General features: G+C 63.8%; 26 protein-coding genes. 14 read left to right on the forward strand and 12 right to left on the reverse strand.

Translation table 11 applies throughout. The features are described from left to right. Positions 1–4 precede the first annotated feature (4 nt). The 12 genes from CLU92_RS21275 to CLU92_RS21330 all read left to right on the forward strand — a co-directional run bounded on the left by CLU92_RS21275 (position 5) and on the right by CLU92_RS21330 (position 12,855). The gene (locus CLU92_RS21275; protein ID WP_101483508.1) at positions 5–499 is read left to right on the forward strand and encodes a GspH/FimT family pseudopilin; all 495 of its coding nucleotides are present in this window, start codon (positions 5–7) and stop codon (positions 497–499) included. Continuing rightward, on the forward strand, positions 499–879 hold the full coding sequence (gene gspI, locus CLU92_RS21280) for a type II secretion system minor pseudopilin GspI (protein ID WP_257561141.1): 381 nt from the start codon (positions 499–501) through the stop codon (positions 877–879). Before CLU92_RS21275 ends, gspI begins: the two co-directional genes overlap by 1 nt. Beyond that, a complete protein-coding gene (locus CLU92_RS21285) occupies positions 879–1,502 on the forward strand; it encodes a type II secretion system protein J (RefSeq protein WP_101483510.1) in 624 nt (207 codons plus the stop codon). The genes gspI and CLU92_RS21285 overlap by 1 nt, the downstream gene beginning before the upstream one ends. Further along, positions 1,499–2,476 (forward strand): type II secretion system minor pseudopilin GspK, encoded by a 978-nt coding sequence (gspK, locus tag CLU92_RS21290; RefSeq protein ID WP_101483511.1) that lies wholly within the window; start codon positions 1,499–1,501, stop codon positions 2,474–2,476. Before CLU92_RS21285 ends, gspK begins: the two co-directional genes overlap by 4 nt. Before the next feature lie 19 nt (positions 2,477–2,495). Further along, positions 2,496–3,725, forward strand: coding sequence for a type II secretion system protein GspL (gspL, locus tag CLU92_RS21295; protein WP_257561145.1), 1,230 nt, complete (start codon positions 2,496–2,498; stop codon positions 3,723–3,725). After that, a complete protein-coding gene (gspM, locus tag CLU92_RS21300; RefSeq protein WP_101483513.1) occupies positions 3,722–4,255 on the forward strand; it encodes a type II secretion system protein GspM in 534 nt (177 codons plus the stop codon). Before gspL ends, gspM begins: the two co-directional genes overlap by 4 nt. Next, a complete protein-coding gene (locus CLU92_RS21305) occupies positions 4,252–5,028 on the forward strand; it encodes a type II secretion system protein N (RefSeq protein WP_101483514.1) in 777 nt (258 codons plus the stop codon). The genes gspM and CLU92_RS21305 overlap by 4 nt, the downstream gene beginning before the upstream one ends. Further along, entirely contained in the window at positions 5,025–7,271 is a 2,247-nt protein-coding gene (gspD, locus tag CLU92_RS21310) for a type II secretion system secretin GspD (RefSeq protein ID WP_101483515.1), read from the forward strand. The genes CLU92_RS21305 and gspD overlap by 4 nt, the downstream gene beginning before the upstream one ends. Before the next feature lie 10 nt (positions 7,272–7,281). Beyond that, positions 7,282–8,703, forward strand: coding sequence for a type II secretion system ATPase GspE (gene gspE, locus CLU92_RS21315; protein WP_101483516.1), 1,422 nt, complete (start codon positions 7,282–7,284; stop codon positions 8,701–8,703). A 10-nt stretch (positions 8,704–8,713) separates the two neighbouring features. Continuing rightward, a complete protein-coding gene (gene gspF, locus CLU92_RS21320) occupies positions 8,714–9,934 on the forward strand; it encodes a type II secretion system inner membrane protein GspF (RefSeq protein ID WP_101483517.1) in 1,221 nt (406 codons plus the stop codon). A gap of 19 nt (positions 9,935–9,953) precedes the next feature. Beyond that, on the forward strand, positions 9,954–10,514 hold the full coding sequence (locus tag CLU92_RS21325; protein ID WP_101483518.1) for a type II secretion system protein N: 561 nt from the start codon (positions 9,954–9,956) through the stop codon (positions 10,512–10,514). A gap of 70 nt (positions 10,515–10,584) precedes the next feature. After that, the gene (locus CLU92_RS21330; RefSeq protein WP_101483519.1) at positions 10,585–12,855 is read left to right on the forward strand and encodes a patatin-like phospholipase family protein; all 2,271 of its coding nucleotides are present in this window, start codon (positions 10,585–10,587) and stop codon (positions 12,853–12,855) included. Here the strand turns inward: CLU92_RS21330 and CLU92_RS21335 are convergent. Then, the gene (locus CLU92_RS21335) at positions 12,828–13,610 is read right to left on the reverse strand and encodes a helix-turn-helix transcriptional regulator (protein WP_243857882.1); all 783 of its coding nucleotides are present in this window, start codon (positions 13,608–13,610) and stop codon (positions 12,828–12,830) included. The genes CLU92_RS21330 and CLU92_RS21335 overlap by 28 nt on opposite strands. Before the next feature lie 168 nt (positions 13,611–13,778). On the opposite strand from CLU92_RS21335, the gene CLU92_RS21340 reads away from it, so the two are divergent. Continuing rightward, entirely contained in the window at positions 13,779–14,393 is a 615-nt protein-coding gene (locus CLU92_RS21340; RefSeq protein ID WP_101483520.1) for an outer membrane protein, read from the forward strand. Between the two features lie 67 nt (positions 14,394–14,460). On the opposite strand, the gene CLU92_RS21345 is transcribed toward CLU92_RS21340, so the two are convergent. The 8 genes from CLU92_RS21345 to CLU92_RS21380 form a co-directional block, all read right to left on the reverse strand. After that, complete coding sequence (locus CLU92_RS21345; RefSeq protein ID WP_101483521.1) at positions 14,461–14,655, reverse strand: hypothetical protein; 195 nt, start codon at positions 14,653–14,655, stop codon at positions 14,461–14,463. 16 nt (positions 14,656–14,671) lie between these two features. Beyond that, a complete protein-coding gene (gene hslU, locus CLU92_RS21350; RefSeq protein WP_101484813.1) occupies positions 14,672–16,024 on the reverse strand; it encodes an ATP-dependent protease ATPase subunit HslU in 1,353 nt (450 codons plus the stop codon). 39 nt (positions 16,025–16,063) lie between these two features. Further along, a complete protein-coding gene (gene hslV / locus CLU92_RS21355) occupies positions 16,064–16,600 on the reverse strand; it encodes an ATP-dependent protease subunit HslV (protein ID WP_096233303.1) in 537 nt (178 codons plus the stop codon). Positions 16,601–16,819: 219 nt separating this feature from the next. Beyond that, positions 16,820–17,272 (reverse strand): RNA polymerase-binding protein DksA, encoded by a 453-nt coding sequence (gene dksA / locus CLU92_RS21360; protein ID WP_034753066.1) that lies wholly within the window; start codon positions 17,270–17,272, stop codon positions 16,820–16,822. 482 nt (positions 17,273–17,754) lie between these two features. Then, positions 17,755–18,855 carry a GTP-binding protein gene (locus CLU92_RS21365; RefSeq protein ID WP_101483522.1) on the reverse strand — a complete coding sequence of 367 codons (1,101 nt, stop codon included), beginning with the start codon at positions 18,853–18,855 and terminating at the stop codon, positions 17,755–17,757. Positions 18,856–18,994: 139 nt separating this feature from the next. Next, entirely contained in the window at positions 18,995–19,942 is a 948-nt protein-coding gene (locus CLU92_RS21370) for a tyrosine recombinase XerC (protein WP_101483523.1), read from the reverse strand. Positions 19,943–19,949: 7 nt separating this feature from the next. Further along, positions 19,950–20,627, reverse strand: coding sequence for a DUF484 family protein (locus tag CLU92_RS21375; RefSeq protein WP_101483524.1), 678 nt, complete (start codon positions 20,625–20,627; stop codon positions 19,950–19,952). A gap of 179 nt (positions 20,628–20,806) precedes the next feature. Continuing rightward, complete coding sequence (locus tag CLU92_RS21380) at positions 20,807–21,886, reverse strand: porin (protein ID WP_101483525.1); 1,080 nt, start codon at positions 21,884–21,886, stop codon at positions 20,807–20,809. Positions 21,887–22,300: 414 nt separating this feature from the next. Here CLU92_RS21380 and CLU92_RS21385 point away from each other — a divergent pair, with 414 nt between their 5' ends. After that, on the forward strand, positions 22,301–23,803 hold the full coding sequence (locus CLU92_RS21385; RefSeq protein WP_101483526.1) for an SEL1-like repeat protein: 1,503 nt from the start codon (positions 22,301–22,303) through the stop codon (positions 23,801–23,803). A 35-nt stretch (positions 23,804–23,838) separates the two neighbouring features. Here the strand turns inward: CLU92_RS21385 and dapF are convergent, their stop codons facing one another. From dapF to CLU92_RS21400, 3 genes are read right to left on the reverse strand one after another with little or no spacing between them, the layout of a single operon-like run. Then, complete coding sequence (dapF, locus tag CLU92_RS21390) at positions 23,839–24,702, reverse strand: diaminopimelate epimerase (RefSeq protein WP_101483527.1); 864 nt, start codon at positions 24,700–24,702, stop codon at positions 23,839–23,841. A gap of 11 nt (positions 24,703–24,713) precedes the next feature. Then, positions 24,714–25,589 carry a lipid A biosynthesis acyltransferase gene (locus CLU92_RS21395; RefSeq protein ID WP_101483528.1) on the reverse strand — a complete coding sequence of 292 codons (876 nt, stop codon included), beginning with the start codon at positions 25,587–25,589 and terminating at the stop codon, positions 24,714–24,716. After that, positions 25,586–26,455, reverse strand: a complete 870-nt coding sequence (locus CLU92_RS21400) for a lysophospholipid acyltransferase family protein (RefSeq protein ID WP_101483529.1) — start codon at positions 26,453–26,455, stop codon at positions 25,586–25,588. The genes CLU92_RS21395 and CLU92_RS21400 overlap by 4 nt, the downstream gene beginning before the upstream one ends. Positions 26,456–26,481: the final 26 nt, after the last annotated feature.

Here is a 26,481-nt window from a genome sequence, read left to right on the forward strand (position 1 = left end):
TTGCATGCCTGCCATGACCACCGGTCGCGCACTGCCCCGGCCACGCGCCAGCGGCTTCACGCTGATCGAATTGCTGGTGGTGATGGTCATCATCGGGGTGACCCTGGGCCTGGTGTCGCTGAACGCCATGCCGAATGGCCAGCAAGCGTTGCAGAAGGAAGCCGAGCGCATCGCCCTGCTGCTGCAGCTGGCGCGCGATGAAGCCATCGTGCGCAGCCGGCAGGTGGCATTCGAGGCTGACGAAAATCAATACCGTTTCCTGGTCCTCAATGAAAAACTGTGGCAACCCGTGACACAGGATGACTTGCTGCGCGAACGCAGCTTCAACAATACGCCCATGCTGCTCAGCGTGCAGCCGTCAAACAGCGTGGCTCAGCCTCTGCGCATCATCTTCGGCCGCGAACCGGTCGACAAGCCTTTCGTGCTGACCCTGGCCAGCGGCGAACGCAGCGTGGCCATCCGCGCCGATGGCATCGGCCATTTCACGGTCGAGCAATGATGGGCATCTCCCGATACTACCGCCAGCGCGGCTTCACTTTACTGGAAGTATTGGTGGCCCTGGTCATCGTCGGCACGGCCCTGGGCGCGTCCTTGCGCGCCGTGGGCAGCCTGACGCAGAACAGCGATGGCTTGCGCAGCGCCATGATGGCCACCTGGTCGGCGGAAAACCACCTGGTGCGCTTGCGCCTGGCAAAAACCTTTCCGCAGACGGGCAAGCGCACGGTCGACTGCCCGCAAGGCGATTTAAAACTTATCTGCGAGGAGGAAGTGGTGGCCACGCCGAATCCCCGCATCCGGCAAGTGCGCGTGAACGTGTACGACGTGCAATACCCGGCCCGGCGCATCGTGCGCCTGGTCTTGCTGGCGTTTAACGACTGATGGCGCGCCGCAATCACTCCGCCGCTGGCTTCACCCTGATCGAGCTGCTCGTGGCGATCGGCATTTTGGCCATGGTCGCCGTGCTGGGCTGGCGCGGCCTGGACAGCATCATGCGTTCGCGTGAAGTGCTGACCAGCCAGCTGGAGCAGGCGCGCGGCATGCAGCTGGCGTTTGCCCAGATGCAAAGCGATTGCGACCATCTGGCCGGCGCCGGCCAAAGCAATACCCTGCTGAATGGCCGCACCAACCTGAGCGCCGAGACCGACCGCCTGACTCTGGTGCGCCTGGCCGCATCGGAACAGGAGCCGCAACAGTTGCAAGTGGTCACTTACCGCCTGCGCGGCGGCGTGCTGACGCGGCGCGAGTCGAACGGCACGCGCGACCTGGCGGTGCTCGATACCCTGTGGCAGGCGGCGCGCGACGATACCGATAGCTCCAGCGCCGACGTGGCCCTGATGCATGGCGTCGACAGCATGGTCATGCGTGGCTGGAACAATGGCGCCTGGAATGTGCTGACGGCGGGCGTCACCATCTCCACGCAAGTGCCGGGCCTGGAAGTGACCTTGCAAATGCCGGGCCAGGACGCTGGCCTGTCCAAAGTCTTTTTATTGGGACCGGGATGAAGCCCGTCAAGCTCCCTGCGCGCCAGCGTGGCGTGGCCGTCATCACGGCCCTGCTGCTGACGGCGCTGGCCATCACGGTCGTCGCCAGCCTGTTCTGGCAGCAGCAAGTGCAAGTGCGTTCGATGGAAAACCAGCGTTTGCGCCTGCAGACACAGTGGGCCATGCGCGGCATGGTTGACTTCGCCCGCTTCTGGTTGCGCCAGGACAATCCCATGCTGACGGCGCTGGACGGCGTGTGGGCGACGCCCATCGAGGAAGCGCGGCTTGACGATTACGTCGACCGTGAAAAGGTCGATACGGAAAAATTCGACGCCACCGTCTCTGGCCGCGCGCTCGACGCGCAGGCGCGGTTTAATATTACCAACCTGGTCGCCGCCACGGGCGGCATCAATCCGAAACAGGTGCTGGCCTACCAGCGATTATTGTCAAATATGAAACTAGACAGCGGCCTGGCGCAGGCCACGGCCGATGCCGTGCTGCGCGCCAAGCCGAAACCACGCACTGGTAGCAGCGGCAGCGATGGCAAGACGCCCGCCGTCCCTGTCGCCTCGGGTGGCAGCAGCGAGCCGGTAGCGTTCACGCAGGTGGAGGATTTGCTGTCCGTGCCCGGCTATACGCCGCAGATGATCGAGCAATTGCGCGATGTCGTTATTATCTTGCCGGAGATCACGGGTGTGAACGTCAATACGGCCCCGGCCGAGGTGCTGGCTGCCGTGACGATGATGTCGCTGTCCGAGGCGAGTGCCCTGACTTTGAGCAATCCGCGTAAAAAGTTTGTTGATTTAACAAACTTCAAGAATAATATTGATAGCAAGCAAGTGATTGAAGATGTGGAACTCGATGTGAAGAGCCGCTACTTTCTCACCGTCATCCGTGTACGGCTGGACCGTGCCGCCCTGGATGCCGTGGCGCTCATCAATCGAAAAACGGATCCGCAGCGCACCACCAGCCTGGTCTGGCTGCGGGAAAATTAACAGCTGAAAGCGAGTCACTTTGACAATATTGTATATCCGTCACCCGGCCAAGGCGTCCACCGACAGCGCACCGGCCTGCCCCTTCGTGCTGGCCGGCGACGGCGGCGCCCTGCTGCAGCAGGGCAGCGCGCCGCTGGGCAGCCTTGGCCAGCTGATCGCTGGTGCGAAGCAGGTGGTGCTGCTGCTGGCGGCGGCCGACGTGACTCTGCTGCGCCTGAAAACCCCGCCGCTGGCCGGCGCCCGTTTGCGCGCGGCCTTGCCCGGCCTGGTGGAAGAACACATCCTCGGCGACACCCAGGATTGCCTGTTGGCCGCCGGCGCGCCCGACGCTGCCGGCATGCGCACGGTGGCCGTGGCGCAGCGCGCCTGGGCCGAGGTACTCGTGAAAGCTTTGCTGGCGCAGGGCGCGCGCAAGGTGGCGCTGCTGCCGTCGCAGCTATGCCTGCCCTTGCAGCCGGGCAGCGTGACGGCATCCTTGCAGGCAAGCGGCGACAGCCTGGAACTGGCCTTGCGCCAGGCGCCGCAAGAGGGCCTGGGCCTGGTCTTGCCGGCGCAGCCGCAGCAGGCGCTGCTGACGACGCGCGCGTTTGCCGGCGATGTGCCACTGACGGTCTACGTGGCGCAGGCCGAGCTGGCGCAATATCAACAGCTCGCTGCCGGCATGGATGGCGTGACGCTGGAGCCTGACCACTGGGCGCACTGGATTGCTGGTGCCAAGAATGCAGGACTGGACCTGGCCGCTGCCTTGGGCACGGCCACGGGATCTGCCACGGAATGGCGCCGCTGGCGCTGGCCGCTGCGCCTGGCGCTGCTGGCAGTGATCGTCAACCTGGCCGGCATGAATATCGAATGGATGCGCCTGAAGCGCGAGGCCGCCACCGTGCGTACCTCGATGCAGCAAACTTTCAAGGCCGCGTATCCGAATGAAGCGCCCGTGTTTGGGCTGGAAGCGGAACAGATGCGGCGCAATATCGCTGCCGCCCGCCTGCAAAGCGGGCAAGCGAGCATGGATGACTTCACCAGCATGAGCGCGGCACTGGGCGAGGCCCTGGGTGGCCTGGCCGGGCGCGGCGTGGTGGCCTCGCTGGAATACCACGAGCGCAGCCTGATCGTCAAGCTGAAACCGGACATGGTCGATGCCAGCGCACAGGCGCAGGTGCGCGATGGCCTGGCCGCGCGCAAGCTGGCCTTGAATGAAACGGCGCCGGGCGTGTGGAAGATCACGCCGGCCACGGGAGCAAAAGCATGAGTGCAGCAGTAAACAAGGCGCGCGCCGCGTTGACGCGGCAGCAGCAGGCCGTGCAAGCCTTCTGGGCGGAACGCACGCAGCAGGAGCGCAAGTTGTTGACCATCGGCGGCGTGGTGGCGGGGCTGGCCCTCGTCTACGCGGTGTTTTTCGAGCCGGCCTGGACGGGACGCATCGCCTTGCAAAAGAGCTTGCCCGAGCTGCGCCAGAACGCGGCCCAGTTGCAGGCACTGGCACGTGAAGCGGGCGAACTGGCGCGCCAGGCGCCCGTGCAGGTCGCTCCCATGGGCCGCGAAAGCCTCGACGCCTCGTTGAAAGCGCGCGGCTTGACGCCACAATCGCTTTCGCTGACGGGCGAATACGCGCGCGTGCAGCTCAATGGCGTGCCGTTTGCCAGCGTCATGCTGTGGCTGGACGGCTTGCGCCGCGAAGGCCGCGTGGCGGTGCAGGACGCGAAGATCACGGCACAGGGCAAGGCGGGGCTGGTCGATGCCAGTCTGACCCTGCACCAGAGTCCGGGCGCGGCACGATGATGCGCTTGCTTGGCTGGCTGCTGGCCATCATCGTCAGCGTGTGCGTCACCCTGCTGGTATTTTTCCCGGCTGGCTGGGTCGCGGGCATCGTGGAAAAGCAGACAGGCGGACGTTTGACCTTGGGCGACGCGCAAGGTACCCTGTGGCGCGGTTCGGCCTTTATTGGCGGGGCGGCCAGCGCGAATGGCGCCGTGACGCCACTGCTGCCGGGGCGCTTCAGCTGGCGTATTTCGCCGTCCGTGCTGTGGGGATCGGTCGACGTGGAATTGCAGAATGCGCAGGCGCTGTCGCAGGCCGTCAATTTGCGCGGCTCGTGGTCGCACTGGCAGGTCAGTCCGGCGGCCCTGCTGCTGCCGGCCGATGGCCTGGGCGGCCTGGGCGCTCCGTTAAATACCGTGGCGCCGACGGGCAGCATGCGCCTGTCGTGGAGCACCCTGGAGCTGGCTTTGGTGCAGCGGCAGTTTTCCGCCGTTGGCCGCACGACCTTGCAGATGACGGACATGGCCTCGCGCCTGTCGTCCTTGCGTCCGCTGGGAAGCTACGAGCTCGATTTCGATTGGCAGGGGCAGCAGGCGACGTTGAACTTGCGCTCCCTCAAGGGACCGCTGCTGCTCGACGGCAGCGGCAGCCTGCAACAGGGGCGCATGCAGTTTTCCGGCCAGGCCCAGGCCGCAGCAGGATATGAAGAGACCTTGGCGAGTTTGTTGAATTTGCTGGGACAGCGCCGTAGCAATAGCGAAAAAAACATCATCGCCTTAGAGTTCAGACAATGAAAAAACCATCCGTGAGCCCCCATACCTTCTCCTTTTCGCTGCGCCGCCTGTCGGCCGCCGCCTTGCTGTGCTGTTCCGTGGCCGGCATGCCGGCACCCGCCTGGGCCGCGCCCGGCGATGAAGCGGCGCTCAATTTCGTCGGCGCCGACATCGAATCGGTGATCAAGGCAGTGGGCCATTACACCAACATCAATTTCGTCATCGATCCCCGCGTCAAGGGCACGATCACGCTGGTGTCGGAAAAATCCATCAGCAAGACGCAAGCCTTCGGGCTGCTGGCCTCCGCGTTGCGCCTGCAGGGCTACGCGGTGGTCTCCGGCGACGGCTATGCGAAAGTGGTGCCGGAAGCGGACGCCAAGCTGCAATCCGTGCCGACCCAGGTGGGCAACGGCGCCAGCCAGGTGAAGGGCGACCAGATCGCCACCCAGGTGTTTTACCTGAACTACGAATCGTCGTCCAATCTGCTGGCCGTGCTGCGCCCCTTGATCTCGCCGAACAACACGATCAACGCCAACCCGGGCAACAACTCCTTGGTGATCACCGATTACGCGGATAACCTCAAGCGGTTGGCGAAGATCATCGCCGCGCTCGACGTGCCCGCCTCGACGGACCTGGACGTGATCCCCGTGCGCTATGCCATCGCTTCCGACCTGGCCTCGATGGTGAACAAGCTGATGGAGGGCGGGAATGCGGGTGCCGGCGCGGCCGCCGACACGGGCAAGGTTTCCGTGCTGGCCGACCCGCGCACCAATTCGCTGGTGCTGCGCGCGCCATCGGCGGCGCGCGCCAACCTGGCCAAGTCGCTGATCTCCAAGCTGGACCAGCCCACCACGCAGCTGGGCAATGTGCACGTGGTGTACCTGAAGAACGCGGACGCCACCAAGCTGGCGCAGACCCTGCGCTCGGTGGTGACGTCGGACGGCACGGCCGCCACGGCGCAGCAGGGCACCAGCAACCAGGGCACGAATAACCAGATTAGCCAGAACAACAGTGGCATGAACAGCACTGGCCTGGGCGGCAATACGCAAAGCGGCACCACGGGTGGCGCTTCGCTGAACAACGGGCCGCAGCAGCTGTCGTCCGGTGGTGCGGCCGGCTTTATTCAGGCCGATGCGTCGACGAATACCCTGATTCTGACCTGCAACGAGGCTGTCTACCGTAACCTGCGCGCCGTAATCGACCAGCTCGACGTGCGCCGCGCCCAGGTCTACATCGAGGCGCTGATCGTCGAAGTGACGTCGTCCAAGGCGTCCGAATTCGGCGTGCAGTGGTTGGGCCTGTCAGGCGACAGCAGCAGCAACTACCGCGTGGGGGCGCTGCAGTCGTTCGCCTCGGGCACCACCAATAATATCGGTGCCATCGCCACGGGCGGCGGCAAGGTCTTGCCGACGGGCGGTCTGACGGTGGGCATCTTCAAGCAGATCAACGGCGCGCTGGGTCTGGGCGCCGTGGCGCATGCGCTGGAATCGGACGGCAACGCCAACATCCTGTCGACCCCGAACCTGATCACCCTGGACAATGAACTGGCGACCATCAAGGTGGGCCAGAACGTGCCTATCCTGACCGGTCAGTACACCAGCACGGCCGGCACCAATACCAATCCCTTCCAGACCATCGACCGCAAGGAAGTGGGCCTGACCCTGAAGGTGCGCCCGCAAATTTCCGAGGGCGGCACGATCAAGCTTGGCATCTATCACGAGACGTCGAGCGTGGACAAATCCACGGCGTCGGCCGTCAGCGGCATTACCATCAACAACCGCGTGATCGAAAACAATGTGCTGGCCGACGATGGCCAGATCATCGTGCTCGGTGGCCTGATCGAGGACAGCACGGGCGACAATGCGGAAAAAGTGCGCGGCCTGGGCGACATCCCCCTGATTGGCAACCTGTTCAAGTACCAGACGCGCGAGCGCAAGAAAACGAATTTGATGATCTTCCTGCGCCCCGTCATCGTGCGCAACAAGGAGCAGAGCGGCAGCCTGGCGGCCGACCGCTACGACTACATGCGCTCGGCCGAGACGGCTGCCGTGCCGGCCACGGGCAATCTGATGCTGAAAGACCTGGGCACGCCCGTCCTGCCGGCCCTGCAGGATGGCCAGCCGGTGGGTGGCAACATGGTGACGCGCCCCGTGCCGCCGGCACCGACGCCGCCGCCAGGCGCGCCGGCCAACGCCGCCACGCCGCCGCTGCTGCAGCAATACCAGCAGCAGTCGCAGTCGCAGCCGCCGCAGCAGCAGAAGTGACGGGACAGCCATGAGCAATCTGCTTCCCTACGCCTACGCGCGCGATTTCGGCCTGCTGGCCCGGCCCGGCGCGGTCGATGGCGCCCCGGTCGACGTGCTGGTGGCGGCATCGACGGCGCCTGCGGCCATTGCCGAAGTGTCGCGCCGTTTCGGCCAGATTCAATTGACGGTGCTGCCGCGCGGCGAACTCGATGCGGCCATCGCCAGCGCCTACGCGGGCGGCGGCGGCGACGCGTCGCAGATGGCCGATGAATTCGACGCCGACCTGGACTTGACCAAGCTGCTGCAGGACGTGCCGGCCATCGAGGACTTGCTCGAATCGTCCGACGACGCGCCCGTCATCCGCATGATCAACGCGCTGCTGACGCAGGCGCTGCGCGAAGGTGCTTCCGATATTCACATCGAGCCCTTCGAGCAGACGTCCGTCGTGCGCTTTCGCATCGACGGCAGCCTGCGCGATGTGGTGCGCCCCCGCAAGGCCATCCACGGTTCGCTGATCTCGCGCATCAAGATCATGGCGCAGCTCGACATTGCCGAAAAGCGCTTGCCGCAGGACGGCCGTATCACCCTGCGCGTGGGCGGAAAACCCGTCGACGTGCGCGTCTCGACCCTGCCGACGGGGCATGGCGAACGGGCCGTATTGCGTTTGCTGGACAAGGAAGCGGGCCGCCTCGACTTGCAGCACCTGGGCATGAGCGCCCCCATGTTGAAACAGTTCGATGGTCTGATCACGCAGCCGCACGGCATCGTGCTCGTCACCGGTCCCACCGGTTCGGGCAAGACGACGACTTTGTACGCGGCGCTGTCGATGCTCAACGCCACCACCACGAACATCCTGACGGTGGAAGACCCGATCGAGTACGACCTGGCGGGAGTGGGGCAAACGCAGGTCAACCCGCGCATCGACATGACTTTTGCCAAGGCGCTGCGGGCGATTCTGCGGCAAGATCCCGATGTGATCATGATCGGCGAGATCCGCGACCTGGAAACGGCGCAGATCGCCGTGCAGGCATCGCTGACGGGTCACCTGGTGCTGGCGACCTTGCACACGAACGATGCGTCGGCGGCCGTCACGCGATTGCTGGACATGGGTATCGAACCGTTCCTGCTGTCGTCATCCTTGCTTGGGGTGCTGGCGCAGCGCCTGGTGCGCAAGTTGTGCGGCTCCTGCAAAACCTTCGATGGCCAGTACTGGCAGGCGGTCGGTTGCGAGCAGTGCGGCCAGACGGGCTACCAGGGCCGCGTGGGCGTGTACGAGCTGCTGCGCACGACGGAGCAGATCCGCGCGCAGATCCACAACCGCGCCTCGGAAGCGGACGTGCGCGCCGTCGCCCTGCAGGACGGCATGACGAGCATGCGCGACGACGGCGAACGCTGGCTGCGCGACGGCACCACCACGCAGGCTGAATTGCTGCGCGTGACCAAAGACTAGGCCCGCCACCATGCCCGCATTCCGTTATGAAGCCGTCGACGCCCAGGGCGCTACCCGCAAGGGCGTGCTCAATGCCGATAGCCCCCGTTCCGCGCGCGCCGAGTTGCGCGTGCAAGGCCTGGTACCGCTGACCGTCGAGCCGATTGCCGCGCAGGTGGACGCCGCCGGCGTCACCAAGCGGCGCGGCTTCGGCGAGCGCCTGTCCAGCACCGAGCTGGCCCTGTTTACGCGCCAGCTGGCCAGCCTGCTGGAAGCGGGCCTGCCGCTGGAGCAAGCCTTTTCCGCCCTGCTGGAACAGGCCGAGCGGCCGTATCTGCGCGACCTGATCGCTTCCATCCGTTCGGAAGTGATAGGCGGCGCCGCGTTTTCCGACGTGCTGGCGCGCCATCCACGCGATTTTGCGGAAATTTATCGTGCGCTGGTGGCGTCGGGCGAGCAGATCGGCCATTTGTCGCGCGTGCTGTCGCGCCTGGCCGACTATATCGAGCGGCGCAATGCGCTGGTGCAGAAGGTCAAGCTGGCGTTTACCTATCCGGCCATCGTCACGGTGGTGGCGTTTTCCATCGTGATTTTCCTGCTCACCTACGTGGTGCCGCAGATCGTTTCCGTGTTCGCCAATACCAAGCAGAAGCTGCCCATGCTGACGGTGATCATGCTGGCGCTGTCGGACTTCGTGCGCCATTACGGCATCATCGTGGCGATTGCCCTCGTCGGCGCCTGGGTGGCCTGGCGCCGCGCGCTGCAGCAGCCTGCATTGAAACGGCGCTGGCATACCTGGCTGCTGACGGCGCCCCTGTACGGCAAGTTCGAGCGCAGCCTGAACACGGCGCGCTTCGCCAGCACGCTGGCCATCACCACGGGGTCCGGCGTGCCGATCCTGCGCGCGCTCGACACCAGCCGCGATACCTTGACCAATGTGGCGATGCAGGAACTGGTGGCCGAGGCCAGCGGCGCCGTGCGCGAGGGCGTCAGCCTGGCGCGCGCGCTGTCGGCGCAAAAGCATTTTCCGCCCATGCTGATCCACATGATACGCGCGGGCGAAATCACGGGCGAGCTGCCGGCCATGCTGGAACGCGCCGCCAGTGCGCAGGAGCAGGACCTGGAACGCCGCACCCTGACCATCGCCGGCTTGCTGGAGCCGGCGCTGATCCTGGCCATGGGCGTGGTGGTGCTGCTGATCGTGCTGGCCGTGCTGATGCCGATTATCGAGATTAATCAGCTGGTGCGTTAAGAGAAATATCAAGGAAACCATGAAGCGTTTGCCACAACTTGTAAGTTTGCTCGCCGTCGTGGCGCTGTCCGTGTCGCTGGCCTACTGGGCCATGCAGCTGTTCAAGGCACCGCAACGCCCCATCAATCCACCCCCCGTGCCGGTGGTGCAGGATGCCAGCGTGGAGGCGGGCGCTTCGCTGTTCGGCGGCCAGGTCAGCGTGGCCACGGCCAGCAACTACCAGCTCAAGGGCGTGGTCGCCGCCGGCAATGGCCGTGGCAGCGTGGCCATCATCTCGACCGATGGCAAGCCTTCTGTGGCACTGCCGGAAGGCGCCGAGGTGGTGCCAGGCGTGACGGTGCTGGAAGTGCATGCGCGCCATGTGCTGCTGCGCGATGGCGGCGTCAGCAAGCGTATCGACCTGGTGGCCGACGACAAGGCGCTGGCTTTGCCGGCGCAAGTGTCCGCCACCCCGGCGCCGGCGCCTGCGCCGACAACGAATTTGGTGCCGCCGCCGCTGCCGATGGAGCAGCAGCGTCCGGCAACCATAATGCCGGCGCCGCCGCAGGTGACCACCACCAGCACGCCGCCGTCGAATTGAGCTGATTTTCGGAACTACCCCATTACCATCATGCTGATGGCGCCGTGTCGCCATCGCGACAGGAGTCCTCATGTTTTCCATCCGTGCCGTCCTGGCAGCAGGCTGCGTGGCGGCGCTGTGCGCCTTGCCACAAGCTGGCGCCGCCGCTGATGTTCCCGCCGTCATTGCCCCTCCCCCTGTTTCCGCTTCTGCGCTGGCCGTTCCTGCACCCGTAGCGGCGCGTCCGCGCATCGCCCTTGTGCTGTCGGGTGGCGGTGCGCGCGGTCTCGCGCATATCGGCGTATTGAAAGTGCTGCAGGAGTTGCATGTGCCGATCGACATGGTGGTCGGCACCAGCATGGGTGGGGTGGTGGGCGGCGCCTATGCGGCGGGCGCGTCCGTGGCGGACCTGGAGAAGATGGCGCGCGAGACCAACTGGGCGCGCGTGGTGGCCGACCGGCCGCCGCGCGACGAGCTGGCTTTCCGCCGCCGCGAGGAAGATTTATTGCTGCCGTCGCGCATCGAATTTGGCGTGAGCCGCAATGGCATTTCCACGCCGCCGGCCGCGGCCAGCAATGCGGCGCTGGAGATGGCCTTGAACCGGCTGCTGCCGGCCGGCATGCGCGACCGTCCCGCCAGCCAGCTGCCGCTGCCTTTCCGCTCGGTGGCGTCGGACCTGGTCAATGGCGAGCTGGTGGAGCTGGTCGACACGCCGCTGTTCCTGTCGATGCGCGCCTCGCTGGCGGTGCCGGGCGTGTTTTCGCCCGTGCGCGTCAACAACCGGCTGGTGGTGGACGGGGGCCTGGTGCGCAACCTGCCCGTCGACATGGCGCGCGCCATGGGCGCCGACATCGTCATCGCCGTTAACGTGGGCACGCCGCTGGCGCCGGAAAAAGACCTGGGCAGCGCCATCGGCGTGGCGCAGCAAATGCTGCAGATTCTCACGGAGCAGAACGTGCAGCGCTCGCTCAAGGAGCTACGCCCGCAGGATATCCTGGTGGCGCCGGACCTGACGGGCGTCAGTTTCCTCGACTTTGAAAATTATGCGCGCGCCATGCGCGCCGGCGAGCAGGCGGCGCAAGCGCTGGCCGCGCGCCTGGCGCCCCTGGCCCTGCCGCCGGAGCAGTATGCGGCGCGCGAGCAGCTGCGCCTGGCCGCGCCGGCCCTGCTGGACGTGGCCTTGCCGCTGACCCGCCTGGTGGTGGAGAGCGAGGGCGATATCAACCCGCGCATCCTGCAAGCCCAATCGGGGCTGGAGGAAGGGCAGGCGGTCAGCCAGGAAGACGTGCTCAAGGCGGCCGGCAAGCTGTATGGCCGGGGCGACGTGGCGCGCGTGGAGACGGAAGTGGTCGATGCCGGTGAGCAGCGCGCGGTGACCATCAAGGCGGTCGAAGCGCCATGGGCCAGCAATCGCCTGCGCTTGGGCCTGGAGCTGTCCAGCGATTTCAGGGACAGCAATAGCTTTGCCCTGAAGCTGCTGCATGTGCGTTCGAACCTGAACAGCTGGGGCGGCGAGTTGCGCAGCATGGCGCAGATCGGCAATGCGCGCGGCTATGGCGTGCAGTTCTGGCAGCCGCTGGGTGCTGGCAACCCGTGGTACATCGCACCGCAGTTGCAATACACCTCGTCGGCGATGGATTTGTTCGACCAGGGCCGGCGCAGCGCGCGCCTGGCCTATAACGGCCAGACGGCGGCGCTGGTACTGGGACGCCAGTTCGGCAACTGGGGCGATTTGCAGTTTGGCGTCACGCGCAGGGAAGTCAAGGGCAAGCTGGCGATTCCGGCCGACCCCGCGCTGCCTGAGTTGCGCGCGCTGGGCAGCACACAGTTTGTGCAGTTCCGCGCCGATACGCTCGATTCGCCCGGCTTCCCCACGCGCGGCGTGCTGTTTGACGCCACCTGGACGCGCGATACGACCACGGGGTCGGGCGAAGCGGCCGTGGGTCAATCGTCCATCACGGGGTTGAAGGCTTTTAGCCGCGGCAACTGGGCTGGCCATGTGTATGGCGAATGGGCGCGCTCGCAGCGTGGCGAGGCACCGCTCAACCTCGGTGGTTTCCTGCGCCTGTCCGGCACGGAATTTCAATCGGTGAGCGGGCGCAGCATCGCCCTGGCGCGCTTCGTGATGGCGCGCCGCATCGGTTCCCTTCCCAGCACTCTGGGCGGCGCCGTGCGGGCCGGCTTTTCGCTGGAAATGGGCGGCGGTTTCGACCAGAACGCGCGCTGGAAGGCCAGCAAGTTCACGCAGGCGAGCAGCGCCTTCATCTCCGTCGATACGCGCTTCGGCCCCGTGTACGTCGCCTCGGGCGCGTCCAAGGGCGGCGAGAGCACCTTCTATCTGTTCCTGGGACCGGTCTGGTAAACGGCGCCCGGCGCGGCGGCCGAGCTGCGGCGCAAAGCCGTGAAGGCGGCAAATTCCCATGAACGGAAACCCAGCAGCAGGGTGAAACCGTCGCGCTCGGCGGGCGCCAGGCGCCGGTCGTTCTGGTGCAGCCGTGCCAGTTCCTCGGCCAGCTGGCGGATTTTCTGCACCAGCTCTTGCGCACTCGACAGCGACAGGCGCGCCGGGATGCACATCAGGGTTTCGCCGGCGCCGTCGAAATGCCCGCTGAAATAATCGGCCACCACATGTTCGCGGAAGTACTGCTGCACCGGGCCGTCGGCCAGCCAGTGGAAGGCGTTCGAGACGCGCAGGCTGTAGCGGTTCAGCGGTTTGAGTTCGATCAGGCCCAGCCGGTCCAGTTCGGCCAGGCAGCCGATGCACTCGGCCTGCGTCAGCGCATACGTTTCCACCACCTGCTCCAGGCTCCAGTGGCCCAGGCAGCAGATCGCCACCAGCAGCAGGCGCGGATGCGCCACCAGCGACTTTTCCTGCACCAGGGTGAGCGTGTCGGCATGCGGCGTGATGTCGGCCGCGCCGCGCAGTACGTCTTCCATGGCGATGCCGGAGGCCTTGCAGATCAGGGCCAGGCGCGACAGCGACATATCGTGCTGGCCAAACATGCGCTTGACGCTCGATTCGCTCATGGCGATGCGCTCGGCCAGCACTTTATACGTGATGCCGGCGGCGCGCAGTTGGGTGCGCAGCACGCGCAAAACCAGTTCAGGTGAACTCACGAGATATCCTTTTTTACAAGTTTGGTAGCGGATGACGGTACCGAATGTAGCCGTTAATGGAACTTTGCACAAGGTGATAGTACTTTTCGGCAAAAGAGATGACACTCCCGCTTGTGGCTCGCGCAGCGCGCTACAACCAGGCAATCCATCCACTTGTAGAGGTTATCCATGTTTCCATCTTTCCGTTTCCCCGCAGCGCTGCTGGCGTTGGCCGCCATCGCTCCCCTGCATGCCGCCGCAGCCGAGCCTGCACCAGGTCCTTTCTATGCGGGCGCCAGCTATGGCTTTCGCGCCAGTAGCGGCCTCGATTGCGTGCCTGGACAAGGCGACTGCGACAAAAGCAGCAAGCGCAATGGCAAGGCCTACCTGGGTTACAGTTTCGACGCGCTGCCGTTTCAGGGCGGCGTGGCCCTGCCTTCGGTTGAGCTGGTGGGGTATCTGGGTGGTGAAGTCAAATCCGGCTTCGACACGGGCGCAGGCAAGGTTGCCGGCCGCGGCAAGTTCACCGGCCTCGGCATGCAAGGCGTGCTCGCCTACCAGTTCGACGCCTTCAGCCTGAGCGGACGCGCCGGTGCTGCCTATACGCAGGGCAAGGTCGATTATCTGGGCGGCGGTTCGGACAAGAAGGACAAGATCGGCTTGATCTATGGCGTTGGCGCGGCGTATGCGCTGAACAAGAACTGGTCGCTGCACCTCGATTGGGACCGCGTGCCCGTCAAGTACAACAGCAAGCAAACGACCAAGGTTGACATGTTTTCGCTGGGCGCGTCCTACCGTTTCTGACGGTAGGTTGCCGGCAATGGTGGCCTGATGGCGGACGCCCCCAGAAACGGGGGTGTCCGCGGGCGGCCTATTTATCCGTTTCTACCTTCAGCAGCAATTTCGCCAGCAGGCGTTTTTCCTGCTGGCGCTGGCCAGACATGGTTTTCACGTGCGCGCCGGCGGCGCGCTGCAGGGCGGCTGTGGCGACGGGGTTGCGTGGTTTTTGCGAGGGTTCGACGCGGAACTGCATTTTCTGCCGCGTCGCCAAGGCCTTGTTTGCCATCGGTTTCCCTCCTTGATTACAGCACGTAGCGCGACAGGTCCTCGTTGACCGACAGCGCCTCCAGGCGTTCATTCACATACGCGGCATCGATCACCAGCACGTTTTCCGTCGTGCTGCTGCCTTCGCTGGCCGTAAACGACACTTCTTCCAGCAGTTTTTCCATCACCGTGTGCAGACGGCGCGCGCCGATGTTTTCCGTGCGCTCGTTGACCGAATAAGCGATCTCCGCCAGGCGCGTGATGCCTTCCGGCGCGAATTGCAGCGTCAGGTTTTCCGTCGCCAGCAAGGCTTCGTACTGCATCGTCAGGCAGGCGTCGGTGCTGGTCAAAATGCGTTCGAAGTCCGAAATCGACAGCGATTCCAGCTCCACGCGGATGGGGAAGCGCCCCTGCAGTTCGGGAATCAGGTCCGACGGTTTCGACAGGTGGAACGCGCCCGAGGCGATGAACAGGATGTGGTCCGTGCGTATCATGCCGTATTTGGTGTTGACGGTCGTGCCCTCGACCAGCGGCAGCAGGTCGCGCTGTACGCCAGCGCGCGAGACGTCAGCGCCGCCCGATTCCGAGCGCGAGGCGATCTTGTCGATTTCATCCAGGAAGACGATGCCGTTCTGCTCGACGTTCTGGATGGCCTTCTGTTTCAGCTCATCTTCGTTGACCAGCTTGGCCGCTTCTTCCTCGACCAGCAGTTTCAATGCTTCGCGGATCTTGACCTTGCGCGCCTTCTTGCGCTGCCCGCCCACGCCCGAGAACATGGACTTGATCTGCTCCGTCATTTCTTCCATGCCCGGCGGCGCCATGATTTCCATCTGCGGACCCGCCTCGGCCAGCTCGATCTCGATTTCCTTGTCATCGAGCTCGCCCTGGCGCAATCGCTTGCGGAAGGTCTGGCGCGTGCTGTCGCCGTTGCCGCTGTCCACGGCCGCAGGCGTATTCGGCGTGAAACCGAAGTCGCGCGCCGGCGGCACCAGGATGTCGATCACGCGGTCTTCTGCCGCATCTTCGGCGCGTGCGCGCACTTTCTTCATTTCCAGCGCGCGCGTCTGCTTGATGCCGATGTCGATCAGGTCGCGGATGATGGTGTCGACATCGCGGCCCACATAGCCCACTTCCGTAAACTTGGTCGCTTCGATCTTGATGAACGGCGCCTCGGCCAGCTTGGCCAGGCGGCGCGCGATCTCCGTCTTGCCGACGCCAGTGGGGCCGATCATGAGGATATTCTTGGGCGTGATTTCATGGCGCAGGGGCTCGGCCACCTGCTGGCGGCGCCAGCGGTTGCGCAGGGCGATGGCGACGGCGCGCTTGGCCTTGGCCTGGCCCACCACGTGCTTGTCGAGTTCGGTAACGATTTCCGACGGGGTCATGTTCATGATCATAGTTGGCTTTCTGTATTCTTTGCTCGGGGACGTTTAGTCCAGCGTCTCGATGATGTGCGACATATTCGTGTAAATGCACAGCTCGGCGGCGATGGTCAGCGATTTCTTGACCACTTCGGCCGGCGACAAGTCCGTGTTTTCCTGCAGCGCCTTGGCGGCGGACTGGGCGAAGGTGCCGCCCGAGCCGATGGCGCCGATGCCGTCTTCCGGTTCCAGCACGTCGCCATTGCCCGTGATGACCAGGGTCGACTCGCTGTCGGCCACCAGCAGCATCGCTTCCAGGCGGCGCAGCACGCGGTCGGTGCGCCAGTCCTTGGCCAGTTCGACGGAGGCGCGCAGCAAATTGCCCTGGTGCTTTTCCAGCTTGCCTTCAAAACGGTCGAGCAGGGTGAAGGCATCGGCGGTGCCGCCGGCAAAGCCGACCAGGACCTTGCCCTGATACAACTTACGCACTTTGCGGGCCGTGCCCTTCATGACGATGTTGCCCAGCGTTACCTGGCCGTCGCCGCCCAGCGCGACTTGCTTGCCGCGCCGGACGCAGAGGATGGTGGTGCCGTGAAATTGTTCCATAGTGACCTCAAAAGATTCGTGCCGATGCGTGCAGCGTCATGCGGTGCGCGCCCATGGCTCAAAAGTGGGGATGGAAAAGGCAATTGCAAGCGGCACTTGCCGCAGCCCTGTCTGCTTTAGTGTAGTCGGCGCGGGACGAAAAAAAAGCACGCAACGCAGGTTGTGTGCTTTTTTTCGCCATCGCGGGGCCGCCGGGGCGGCCGCGCCAGGTGAGGGGGATCAGTCGCCGTACAGCTTTTGCTTCAGTTCGCGCCGTTGCTGTGCTTCCAGCGACAAGGTGGCGGTCGGACGGGCGATCAGGCGCGGGATGCCGATAGGCTCGCCCGTTTCTTCGCACCAGCCATAGTCGCCGGCGTCGATGCTGGCGATCGATTGCTGTACTTTCTTCAGCAATTTGCGTTCGCGGTCGCGCGTGCGCAGTTCCAGCGCATGCTCTTCCTCGATGGTGGCGCGGTCGGCAGGGTCCGGTACGAGCACGGTTTCACGCAAGTGTTCCGTGGTTTCGCCGGCGTTTTTCAGCAAGTCTTTTTCGAGCTGCTGCAGGCGCGCCTTGAAGAATGCCAGTTGTGCCGGATTCATGTAGTCATCTTCGCTCATGGCGCGAATTTGGTCTTCGCTGATGAGAGGGATGTCTTGGTTGGCGGCCGGGGTCGATTTATTAGTTTTGGTCATAACTTCGCTTACCTTCGATACGACAGAGTTTTCAAATTGATCAGTTGATGCGGCGATGCCGAGCAACTGTACAGGTTCCGCTGGGCATTGCTGTCCGGATGTACTGCTTGCGACCTTGGCTTGCCGGCGGCGGCCAGGACTACCGGCCGGCTACATTTGCCATGTTGATAACTTTTTACCGCTCTATGCCAGTCGCGCTATGCGCGCGACAATGGGCGTGTTGGGTGGATCGCTTGCATGCCTGGCATGTGGCCAGTGGCAGTTTGCCAGCATTTCATGACAGGCGAACGACATGGGCCGTTTTCGTCGCTGATTTTGGCATGCTTTGCCTTATATTGCCATCCCGATTTGTTGCCTAGCCGATCAGAGACGGCTACTTGTTGGTTTATACCAGCAAGATGGGTGTCGGACAGCGGGAAAGCATGCTTAACTTTCCCTTTTGTTTCTGCTTTGCAAAGAATACTTTGCAAAACCCGGCTAGTTTATACCAAACATTGTTCGAGTCCGCGAATAAAAATGTCTTTTGGTAGATTCTTGCCAATAAACACCATTTTGCTGCCACGCACCTCATTCTCGCCCCATTTGGCGCCCAGGTCGCTGCCCATCAACTGGTGCACGCCCTGGAATACCACCTTGCGTTCGGCACCCTGCATCAGCAGCACGCCCTTGTAGCGCAACATGCGCGGGCCATACACTTGCACCAGGCCGCCGAGGAACTCATCGAGCTTGGCGCTGTCGAACGGTTGCGTGCTCTTGAAAACAAAGGCGGCGATATCGTCGCTATGCTGCGCATGGTGGTGGTCTGCGTGGCCGCAATCGGTGGCGCAGGCGTCGCTGTGCTCGTGATGATGTGCTTTCTCGCCAGTATGCTCATGGGCGTGCTCGTGCTCGTGCGCGTGGTCATGATCGTGGACGTGCGCCGTTTCGGTGGCCAGGAAATCCGGGTCCAGTTCCAGCTTTTCATTCAGGTTGAAACCGCGGATGTCGAGCACTTCGGCCAGCGGCGCGCGGCCGAAATCGACCTTGGCGATGGGGGCGCGGGGATTGATGCGCTTCAGGCGGCGTGTCAGGGTGGCCACGTCCTCTTCACTGACGAGGTCAGTTTTCGACAGCAGCAGCTTGTCGGCGAAGCCCACTTGCCGCTGGGCTTCCTCATATTCATCGAGTTGTTTCATCGCATGGCGGGCATCGACCACCGTGATAATGGCATCGAGCATGTAGTGGCTGCCCACTTCTTCATCGACAAAAAAGGTTTGCGCCACGGGGCCGGGATTGGCCAGGCCCGTCGTTTCGATGACGACGCGGTCAAATGCCAGCAGGCCGGCGTCGCGCTTGCGCGCCAGTTCCGTCAGGCCCACGATCAGGTCGCCGCGTACGGTGCAGCAGATGCAGCCGTTATTCATCTCGATGATGTGCTCGTTGCTATCCTGCACCAGGATTTCATTGTCGATGTTTTCCTGGCCAAACTCGTTTTCGATCACGGCGATGCGCATGCCATGGTCTTCCTGCAGTATGCGGTTGAGCAAGGTGGTTTTGCCGGCGCCCAGGAAACCGGTAAGGATGGTGGTTGGAATCAGTGCCATGAAGGATGCCTATGCTGTAATCGATGGTGCCGCCGCGCAAGCGGAAGAATGCGGACGATTATGCCGGAATTTTGCAAATGCTTGCAAATGCGCGCCCATCCGCTTGATATGGATCAGGCTGGTCTACTGGCGCGGCTGCCTACTTGAGCTTGGCGCGCGGGTGCGCCTGGTCATACACGTGCGCCAGATGCTGGAAATCGAGGGCCGTGTAGACCTGGGTCGAGGTGATGCTGGAATGGCCCAGCATTTCCTGCACGGCGCGCAAGTCGCCCGACGATTGCAGCACATGCGAGGCGAACGAGTGGCGCAGCACGTGCGGGTGCACGTTGGCGGGGATTTCGGTGGCCAGCGCATGCGCCTTCAGGCGCAGCTGCAATACGCGCGGCGAGATGCGCGTGTTGCGCGTGCTTAAAAACAAGGCAGCGCTGCCATCCCTGGCGGGCGGGCGCACGGCCAGCCAGCTGGCCAGCGCGACGAGCGCTGCCTTGCCAACGGGTACCTTGCGCATCTTGTTGCCCTTGCCCGTGACGATGACTTCGAAGCTGGCCATGTCTAGCCAGCCCAGCGAGGCGTGCTGGCCGCCCTCGGCCTTGCAGTAATGGGTGTCCAGGCTGGTCAGTTCGGAGACGCGCAAGCCGCTCGAATACAGCAGTTCGAACATGGCGCGATTGCACAATTGCTCCGGCTCGGCGCTACCCTGCTGGTGTTGCGCGGGCGCCACGAGGCGCACGGCATCGTCCACCGACAGGGCTTTCGGTAAGGTTTTGGCCTGCTTGGGGGCGCGGATGCCGTCGACGGGATTGGCGTCGAGCTTGGTCTCGCCACTGAGCCAGTTGAAAAAGCCCCGCCACGACGACAGCTTGCGGGCGATCGAACGCGGGTCGAGGCCGCCGCTGTGCAGCTTGGCCGTGTAGCGGCGTATTTCGTTGTGTGCGAGGGCGGTCCAGGGCGTATCGCCGCTCAGTTCCAGCAAGGCGCGCAGGTCGCGCCCGTAGGCGTCGAGCGTGTGCGGCGACAGCTTGCGCTGCGTGGCCAGCTGCGCCAGGTAGCTGGCCAGCCATTCGGCCTTGCCGCGCGCCTCGCCCATGGCTGACTCAGGCAGGCGAGCCGGCGCGCAGCGCGGCCAGGGCGGCGCTGGCCGTGGCGCCGATATGCACGAGGAAGTCGGTGCCCATGCTGGAGGTAAAACGTTCGCTGTCGGGCGAACCGAGCACCAGCAAGCCGAAGGTGCCTGTGGTGCCGGGGGCGCGCAGGGCGATCATGACGGTCGATTCGATTTTATCCGCCTGCAACCAGTGCACGGCCTCGAAATCGCGGTTGCTGCCGCAGTACGGCGCTTGCAAGCTGTTGGCGAACATGCGCACGTCGGCCGTGACATCTTCCGTGAACCAGCCATTGGCGTGTTCCGGCAGCACTTGCCACAGGCGCAGGCTGACATAGGGCACGTCGAAATTGCTTTGCAAGGCATCGACCAGCACGCGCGGCATGGCCGCATCGCTGCGCACTTGCAGCATGGCCTGGTTCCAGCCGTGGAACTTGCTGGCGATGTCGCCATTTTCCTCGGCCAGGCGGCTCAGCTTGGACATGCGCAGTTCCAGCGCCTTGTATTTGTCACGCATCACTTCCATTTGCCGCTCCTGCAGCGAGATGGTGCGTCCCGTCAGCGGGCTGCTCAGCTTGACCTCGCCGAGCAGCGCGGTATGCTCTTCGAAGAAAGTCGGATGCTCGCTCAGGTACTGGGCGACGGTGCTGGAATCGAGTGTGGCGGTCATTGAGAATGTCTGTCAGTGAAGGATGAACGCTTCATTCTAACCGAGAGTACGCCCGCATAGGCGCAAAGGGCAGGGCGCCGATGCATTTTCCGCGCGCACATGAAAAAGGCGGCATGGTTGCCCATGCCGCCTTGCATTCCTTGCTCAGCAATCACCCATTGAGGGTGACGTGCGGGGCATTAGAAGTTGTGATGTACGCCCAGGCCGATGTAGCTGACCGAGGTGGTGTTGTTGTAGTTGGCGGCGCTGGCCGATTTCTTGTTCGAAATATCTGCGTACAGGTAGGTACGTTTCGACAGATTGTAGTCATAGCCCAGCGATGCCTGTTTGGTCTTGGCGACGCCATCCGGCGTTTTCTGACCGTAGCCAGCGCGGATCTTGCCTGGGCCGACGTCGTAGTTGGCGCCCAGCACCCACGATTTGGTGTCGGTGTTGACGATTTTGAAATTGCCGTCATCCTGATGCTGGTACGACGCCATCAGTTTCAATTCCGCGATTGGATTGAACGATGCACCGACCGACCACAGTTTGGCTTGCAGGCCGTTACGCTCGTAGGCAGCCATGGCTGCGAACTGGGCGTAGTTGTACGTTGCCGAAACCGAGTACGGGTTCGATGCTGGCGCCACATTGGCTGCTACGGCGAAATTGCCCGTGGCATTCGTCGTCAGGTTGCGCACGGTGGCTGCAACGGCGGCGTTGTTGTTCGCTTCCTTGGCGGCCACGGTGGCGTTGAACTGGAAACCGCTCATGACTGGCGAGTTATAGAACACGGCATTCGAGAAGCGGTTTTTCGAGTTGCCTGGTGCGCTCAGCGGATCGCTGCTATAGGCGGCCACGGTCAGGTCGGTCTGGAAACCCGCTGGCGTCGGCATGCCGGACCATGGTTCGAAACTGGTGCTCGTTTCCTGGAAGGCGGTCAGGCCACGACCCAGGCGCAAGGTACCGAAGTCGCCTTGCAGGCCGACGCGGCTTTGACCCTGGAACAGCGGACGCGAATTGATGCCCGAGGTGTTTTCTACGGTGCCGGTGTCGGATTCATAGCGAATTTCCAGTTGGAAAATAGCTTTCAAGCCATTGCCCAGATCTTCCGTGCCCTTGAAACCCAGCTTGTTATTGTCGCGTTTGGTGACGCTAGTGGTTCCATTCGATGCTTTACCCAGGCCTGCATCGATCGTGCCGTAGATTTGGACGGACGACTGTGCTTGTGCGGTTGCGGCAAAAGCGCCGAAGAGTGCGAGGGCAACGAGTGTTTTTTTCATGTCTTATTCCCTATTAAAAGTGAGTTCCGTCCGAGATCCGAGCAGATTGAAAGGCGCCAATTGCCGCGTTCCGATGAATGAACCTTAATTCGTCGGCGCGCAAGTCGCGCGGGATTGGTCAAATGTGCGTGAAAAGATTGGTGAAAAGCGTCATAAATCCATGGCCCTGTTGTATTTTTGTAACGCGCGGTTTCTGCTTATCCTGCGCCGATGGCCAGCCTTCTCCCTCTCGCCACGGTGGCAGCGCCTTGCCATATTGGCGTGTTCCGGCCAGGACATTGTTGCGTTGAATCAAGTTCTTAAGCCGGCTTGGTCGGATTTATGTCACAAGGACGTTACACTAAGGGACGGCCTGCACTGATGGGCCCGGAGACGACACTATTATTAGAATCATTGACTCAATATCGAGAATCGATGGCAAATCGCGAAACATTAGGATTGATCAAGGGCGCACGTGCCGGCGATGTGGCGTGCCAGCTGGCGTTGGGACGGGTGTATCTGTTCGGACAGGGTGTGCCGCAGAGCTTGCCGACAGCCTTGCACTGGCTGGCGCGGGCAGCCCAGGAGAATAGCCAGGAAGCATGCTTGCTGATCGGTACGCACGTACCGTTCGAAGTGGCGCAACCGGCAGCCAGGACACTGATTCCGTATTACGCGCAGGCGTTCGATGCGGGCCTGGTGCAGGCGGGCCTGGTGCTGGCACAACTGGTGCTGGGCAACAACGCCAGCAGTTGCGAAACCTTGCGCGCCAAGGCGCGCGTGGCGCTGGACGCCGCCGTGCGTGCCGGCTTGCCCGATGCGCAATGGTTGTTATCCATGCAAGAAGGATCGTCCGCAGCCTCCATGCCGGATAGCGGCGTCGCTGGCGAGCATGCCCTCGACGGCGACGCGCCCCTGTACGCCTGGCTGGAGCAGGCCTGGAGCCAGGGCAACCATGCCGGCTTCCTGTCGCAAGGCTTGCCGCAGGCGCGCGAGCTGTTACAGCGCCAGGCCGCAGCCGGGGCGCGCACGATCGCGCTGGACACGCAGCAGGTGCTGTTGCTGTCGCGTTGTGCCCAGGCACTGGCGCCAGGCGGCGATGTCGAGGGTTGGCAATGTTGCGAGCTGGCCGCGCATGGCGGCGACCGCACGGCACAGCTGGAGCTGGGACTCGGCTATGCGCGCATGGATGCGCATGGCCGGCGGCTGGCCACGCGCAGCGGCGCGGCCAATTTCAAGCGGGCCGTGCGCTGGCTGACGCAGGCTGGCGAGCAGGGACTGGCCGAAGCCTGGTTCGTGCTGTCGCGCATCTATACAAAACCGGAATTTTCCCAGCGCAATGTGGTCGAAGCCCATTCCTGCCTGGAGCGTGCCGCCGACCTGGGACATGGCCCGGCCCAGCTCGAGTGCGGCATGCATGCCTGGCGCAATCGCCGCGACGGTGTCAACAACGATGTGCGTGCCGCCTATTGGCTGCTGCAGGCGCAGGCGCAAGGCAGCAGTGAAGCCGAGGCGGCGCTGGCGAAGATCGCGCCACGCGGCGAGCCCGGCGACTGGGGCCAGTGCGCCGCCCTGCACGCCGATGGACAACTGCGCCAGTTGGGTCAGAGCCACCCTTTGCTGGCGGCGCGGCTGGAGCTGGCGCGCCGCTTTCACCTGTCGCGTGCCGAGGCGCTGCTGCTCGATCTCCATGCGGCCGACCAGGGGCATTGCCTGCTGATCGATATCAGCGCCACGCATGGACGCGGCAAGCGGCGCCTGGCATTGATCCGCACGGCGCAGGAGCGCCAGCTGGTCGACCAGGTAGTACGCCTGTTCGAACGCGTCGATTGCGGCGTGACGGGGCCGGAAGGCAATTACCGGCAACGCCTGTACCGCCTGAAGTGCTACCTGGCCGAGCTGGGTGTCACGCAGGAACAGCAGTTCCTGGCGGCCTGACTTTTACTCCTGATTGTTCGCTGTTTACAGCTCGATTACAGCTCGATCGTGCCTTCGAACACGGTCACGGCCGGGCCCGTCATCAGGACGGGCTGGCCGGGGCCTTGCCAGGCGATCGACAGTTCGCCACCGCGCGCGCTGATGCGCACGGGCGAGTCGAGCAGGCCGCGCATGATGCCGGCCACGGCGGCGGCGCAGGCGCCGGTGCCGCAAGCGAGCGTTTCGCCCGCGCCCCGTTCATACACGCGCAGTTTCACGTGATGGCGGTCGATGACCTGCAGGTAGCCTGCGTTGACCCTGCGGGGAAAGCGCGGATGGTGCTCGATGCGCGGGCCAGATTGCTCCAGATCCTGCGCGTCGACATCGTCGACCACTTGCACGGCATGCGGGTTGCCCATCGACACGACAGATACCAGCACGGGGGTATTGTGGCCCGGCAGCGCCAGGTCCAGCGGCCACAAGGTGTCGTTACCCTCGGCCACGCCATCGAGGCCGCCAGCATCGAACGGCACCAGTTTTGGCTCCAGCACGGGCGCGCCCATGTCGACCGTGATGCTGCCATCGAGCTCCAGGCGCGGCGCAATGATGCCGGCCATGGTTTCCACGCGGATGCTGGTCTTGCTTGACAGGCCTTTTTCGCTGACGAACTTGACGAAGGCGCGCGCGCCGTTGCCGCATTGTTCGACTTCGCCGCCATCGTTGTTATAGATGCGATAGCGGAAGTCGCAGCCGGGCAGGCGCGGCTTTTCCACCACGAGGATCTGGTCGGCGCCGATGCCGAAACGGCGGTCGGCCAGGCGTTGCCACTGGGCCGGCGTGAAGTCGATATCTTGATTGATGGCATCGATGACGATGAAGTCATTGCCGGCGCCATGCATCTTGGTAAATTGGAGTTTCATGTTTTGCCGTATCACTTGTGCTGGTTATAGAACGACGCTTCGCCTTCGGGACGCGTCTTGAAGCGTTTATGCGTCCAGAAGTACTCGGCCGGCGCTTCGCGCACGCGTTCTTCGATAAATGCGTTCATGCGGCGCGTGGCGGCCGTGATGTCGTCGCCCGGATAATCGTCCCAGGCCGGGTAATAGGTCACTTTCCAGCCCTGGTAATTGGGCAAGAAGGTGGCGATGACGGGAATCACCTGCGCCTTGGCGGCCAGCGCCAGGCGCGCCGTAGCCGTCAGGGTGGCGGCGGGGACGCCGAAGAAGGGCACGAATTCCGCATCCTTTTCACCGAAATCCATGTCCGGCAGCATGAAATACGGCAAGCCGTCGCGCAGCGCGCGCAGAATCGTCTTGATGCCGTCCTGGCGCGTAAACAACTTGGGCGGCTTGAAGCGCGAACGGCCGTTGCGCAAGGCCTGGTCGAAGGCGGCGTTCTTTTGCTGCACATACATGGACGAGGCCGAAATTTCCATGGCCGTGGCGGCACCGGCCACGTCGAGGCAGACGAAGTGCGGGCACAGCAAGATGGTGGGCTTGGCCGCGATCTGCTGGCCCGGGAAGGCGGGCACTTTTTTGATCAGGCGATTCAGGCGTTCTTCCGACGACCACCACAGGATGCTGCGTTCCCACACGCTGCGTGAGTACGCCTGGAAATGCTGGCGCGCCAGCGCCACGCGCTGCTGTTCCGTCAACTCCGGCATGCACAGGCGCAAATTCGTCAGGGCGATGGCGCGCCGCGTGGGCATGGCGATGAACAGCACGCTGCCGACGGCCACGCCGAAGCGGCCCAGGATGGGCAGGGGCAGCCAGTGCAGCAGCCACATGAAAGCGATCAGCAGTCTCATGGCTGCTCCTTGGCCGCATCGGGGCTGGCCGGCGTGGGCGGCGCCGCGCCGCGCGGCACCTTGTAGCGGTTGTAGCTCCACAGGTATTGCGCGGGACTACGCGCGATCAACTGTTCCATCGCCGCGTTGATGGTGCGCGCCTGCTCTGCCGAGGTGCTGGCTAGCGACTCGGTGAAGGGTACGAAATGCACGATGTAGCCACGCCCGCCGGGCAGGCGCTCGGCGTAGGTGATGATGACTTCGGCGCCGCCCATTTGCGCCAGCTTGGCCGGCAGGGTCATGGTGTAGGCGGGGCGGCCGAAGAAATCGGCCCACACGCCTTCGCCCTCTTGCGGCACCTGATCGGGCAGCAAGCCGATGGGCTGGCCTTTTTTCAGGCATTTGGCAAAGATGCGCACGCCCGACATGTTGGCCGGCGCCAGCATCAGGTTTTCGCGCGCGCGGGCCCCTTCGATCAGCGGCTTCAGCGCGGCGCGCTTGGGCGGGCGGTACATCACGGTGAGCGGTGTGCGCAGGGCGATTTGCTGGGCGACGATTTCAAAGCAGCCCAGGTGCGGCGTCAGGAAGACGATGCCGCGGCCATGCTGCAGCGCTTTTTCCACCAGTTCCCAGTTTTCCACCGTCGCATGGCGCGCCACGCGTTCGGCTGGGGCGCACCAGATGAAAGGCAGTTCCAGCACGCTCTTGCCCGCTTCGGCCACGGCCGTGTGCAAGTGTTGCGAAAACCCCGCACCCTGCATATTCTCGCGCATGCGGCGCCGGTAGGACGGGGATATGGCGTAAATCACCCAGCCGAGTACAGCGCCAAGGCCATGCAGGACGGGCAGGGGAAAGATGGATAAAAAGCGGAAAATTGGGACTAACATGAATAAGCTGTTTCCAGGAATGGCGT

Source organism: Janthinobacterium sp. 61, from assembly GCF_002846335.1.
Taxonomy (GTDB): Bacteria; Pseudomonadota; Gammaproteobacteria; order Burkholderiales; family Burkholderiaceae_D; genus Janthinobacterium.

Coding starts and splice junctions, on each gene's coding strand:
- CLU92_RS21275 (WP_101483508.1), top strand. CDS start 5: ATGCCTGCCATGACCACCGGTCGCGCACTGCCCCGGCCACGCGCCAGC.
- gspI (WP_257561141.1), top strand. CDS start 499: ATGGGCATCTCCCGATACTACCGCCAGCGCGGCTTCACTTTACTGGAA.
- CLU92_RS21285 (WP_101483510.1), top strand. CDS start 879: ATGGCGCGCCGCAATCACTCCGCCGCTGGCTTCACCCTGATCGAGCTG.
- gspK (WP_101483511.1), top strand. CDS start 1,499: ATGAAGCCCGTCAAGCTCCCTGCGCGCCAGCGTGGCGTGGCCGTCATC.
- gspM (WP_101483513.1), top strand. CDS start 3,722: ATGAGTGCAGCAGTAAACAAGGCGCGCGCCGCGTTGACGCGGCAGCAG.
- CLU92_RS21305 (WP_101483514.1), top strand. CDS start 4,252: ATGATGCGCTTGCTTGGCTGGCTGCTGGCCATCATCGTCAGCGTGTGC.
- gspD (WP_101483515.1), top strand. CDS start 5,025: ATGAAAAAACCATCCGTGAGCCCCCATACCTTCTCCTTTTCGCTGCGC.
- gspE (WP_101483516.1), top strand. CDS start 7,282: ATGAGCAATCTGCTTCCCTACGCCTACGCGCGCGATTTCGGCCTGCTG.
- gspF (WP_101483517.1), top strand. CDS start 8,714: ATGCCCGCATTCCGTTATGAAGCCGTCGACGCCCAGGGCGCTACCCGC.
- CLU92_RS21325 (WP_101483518.1), top strand. CDS start 9,954: ATGAAGCGTTTGCCACAACTTGTAAGTTTGCTCGCCGTCGTGGCGCTG.
- CLU92_RS21330 (WP_101483519.1), top strand. CDS start 10,585: ATGTTTTCCATCCGTGCCGTCCTGGCAGCAGGCTGCGTGGCGGCGCTG.
- CLU92_RS21340 (WP_101483520.1), top strand. CDS start 13,779: ATGTTTCCATCTTTCCGTTTCCCCGCAGCGCTGCTGGCGTTGGCCGCC.
- CLU92_RS21345 (WP_101483521.1), bottom strand. CDS start 14,655: ATGGCAAACAAGGCCTTGGCGACGCGGCAGAAAATGCAGTTCCGCGTC.
- hslU (WP_101484813.1), bottom strand. CDS start 16,024: ATGAACATGACCCCGTCGGAAATCGTTACCGAACTCGACAAGCACGTG.
- hslV (WP_096233303.1), bottom strand. CDS start 16,600: ATGGAACAATTTCACGGCACCACCATCCTCTGCGTCCGGCGCGGCAAG.
- dksA (WP_034753066.1), bottom strand. CDS start 17,272: ATGACCAAAACTAATAAATCGACCCCGGCCGCCAACCAAGACATCCCT.
- CLU92_RS21365 (WP_101483522.1), bottom strand. CDS start 18,855: ATGGCACTGATTCCAACCACCATCCTTACCGGTTTCCTGGGCGCCGGC.
- CLU92_RS21370 (WP_101483523.1), bottom strand. CDS start 19,942: ATGGGCGAGGCGCGCGGCAAGGCCGAATGGCTGGCCAGCTACCTGGCG.
- CLU92_RS21375 (WP_101483524.1), bottom strand. CDS start 20,627: ATGACCGCCACACTCGATTCCAGCACCGTCGCCCAGTACCTGAGCGAG.
- CLU92_RS21380 (WP_101483525.1), bottom strand. CDS start 21,886: ATGAAAAAAACACTCGTTGCCCTCGCACTCTTCGGCGCTTTTGCCGCA.
- CLU92_RS21385 (WP_101483526.1), top strand. CDS start 22,301: ATGGCAAATCGCGAAACATTAGGATTGATCAAGGGCGCACGTGCCGGC.
- dapF (WP_101483527.1), bottom strand. CDS start 24,702: ATGAAACTCCAATTTACCAAGATGCATGGCGCCGGCAATGACTTCATC.
- CLU92_RS21395 (WP_101483528.1), bottom strand. CDS start 25,589: ATGAGACTGCTGATCGCTTTCATGTGGCTGCTGCACTGGCTGCCCCTG.
- CLU92_RS21400 (WP_101483529.1), bottom strand. CDS start 26,455: ATGTTAGTCCCAATTTTCCGCTTTTTATCCATCTTTCCCCTGCCCGTC.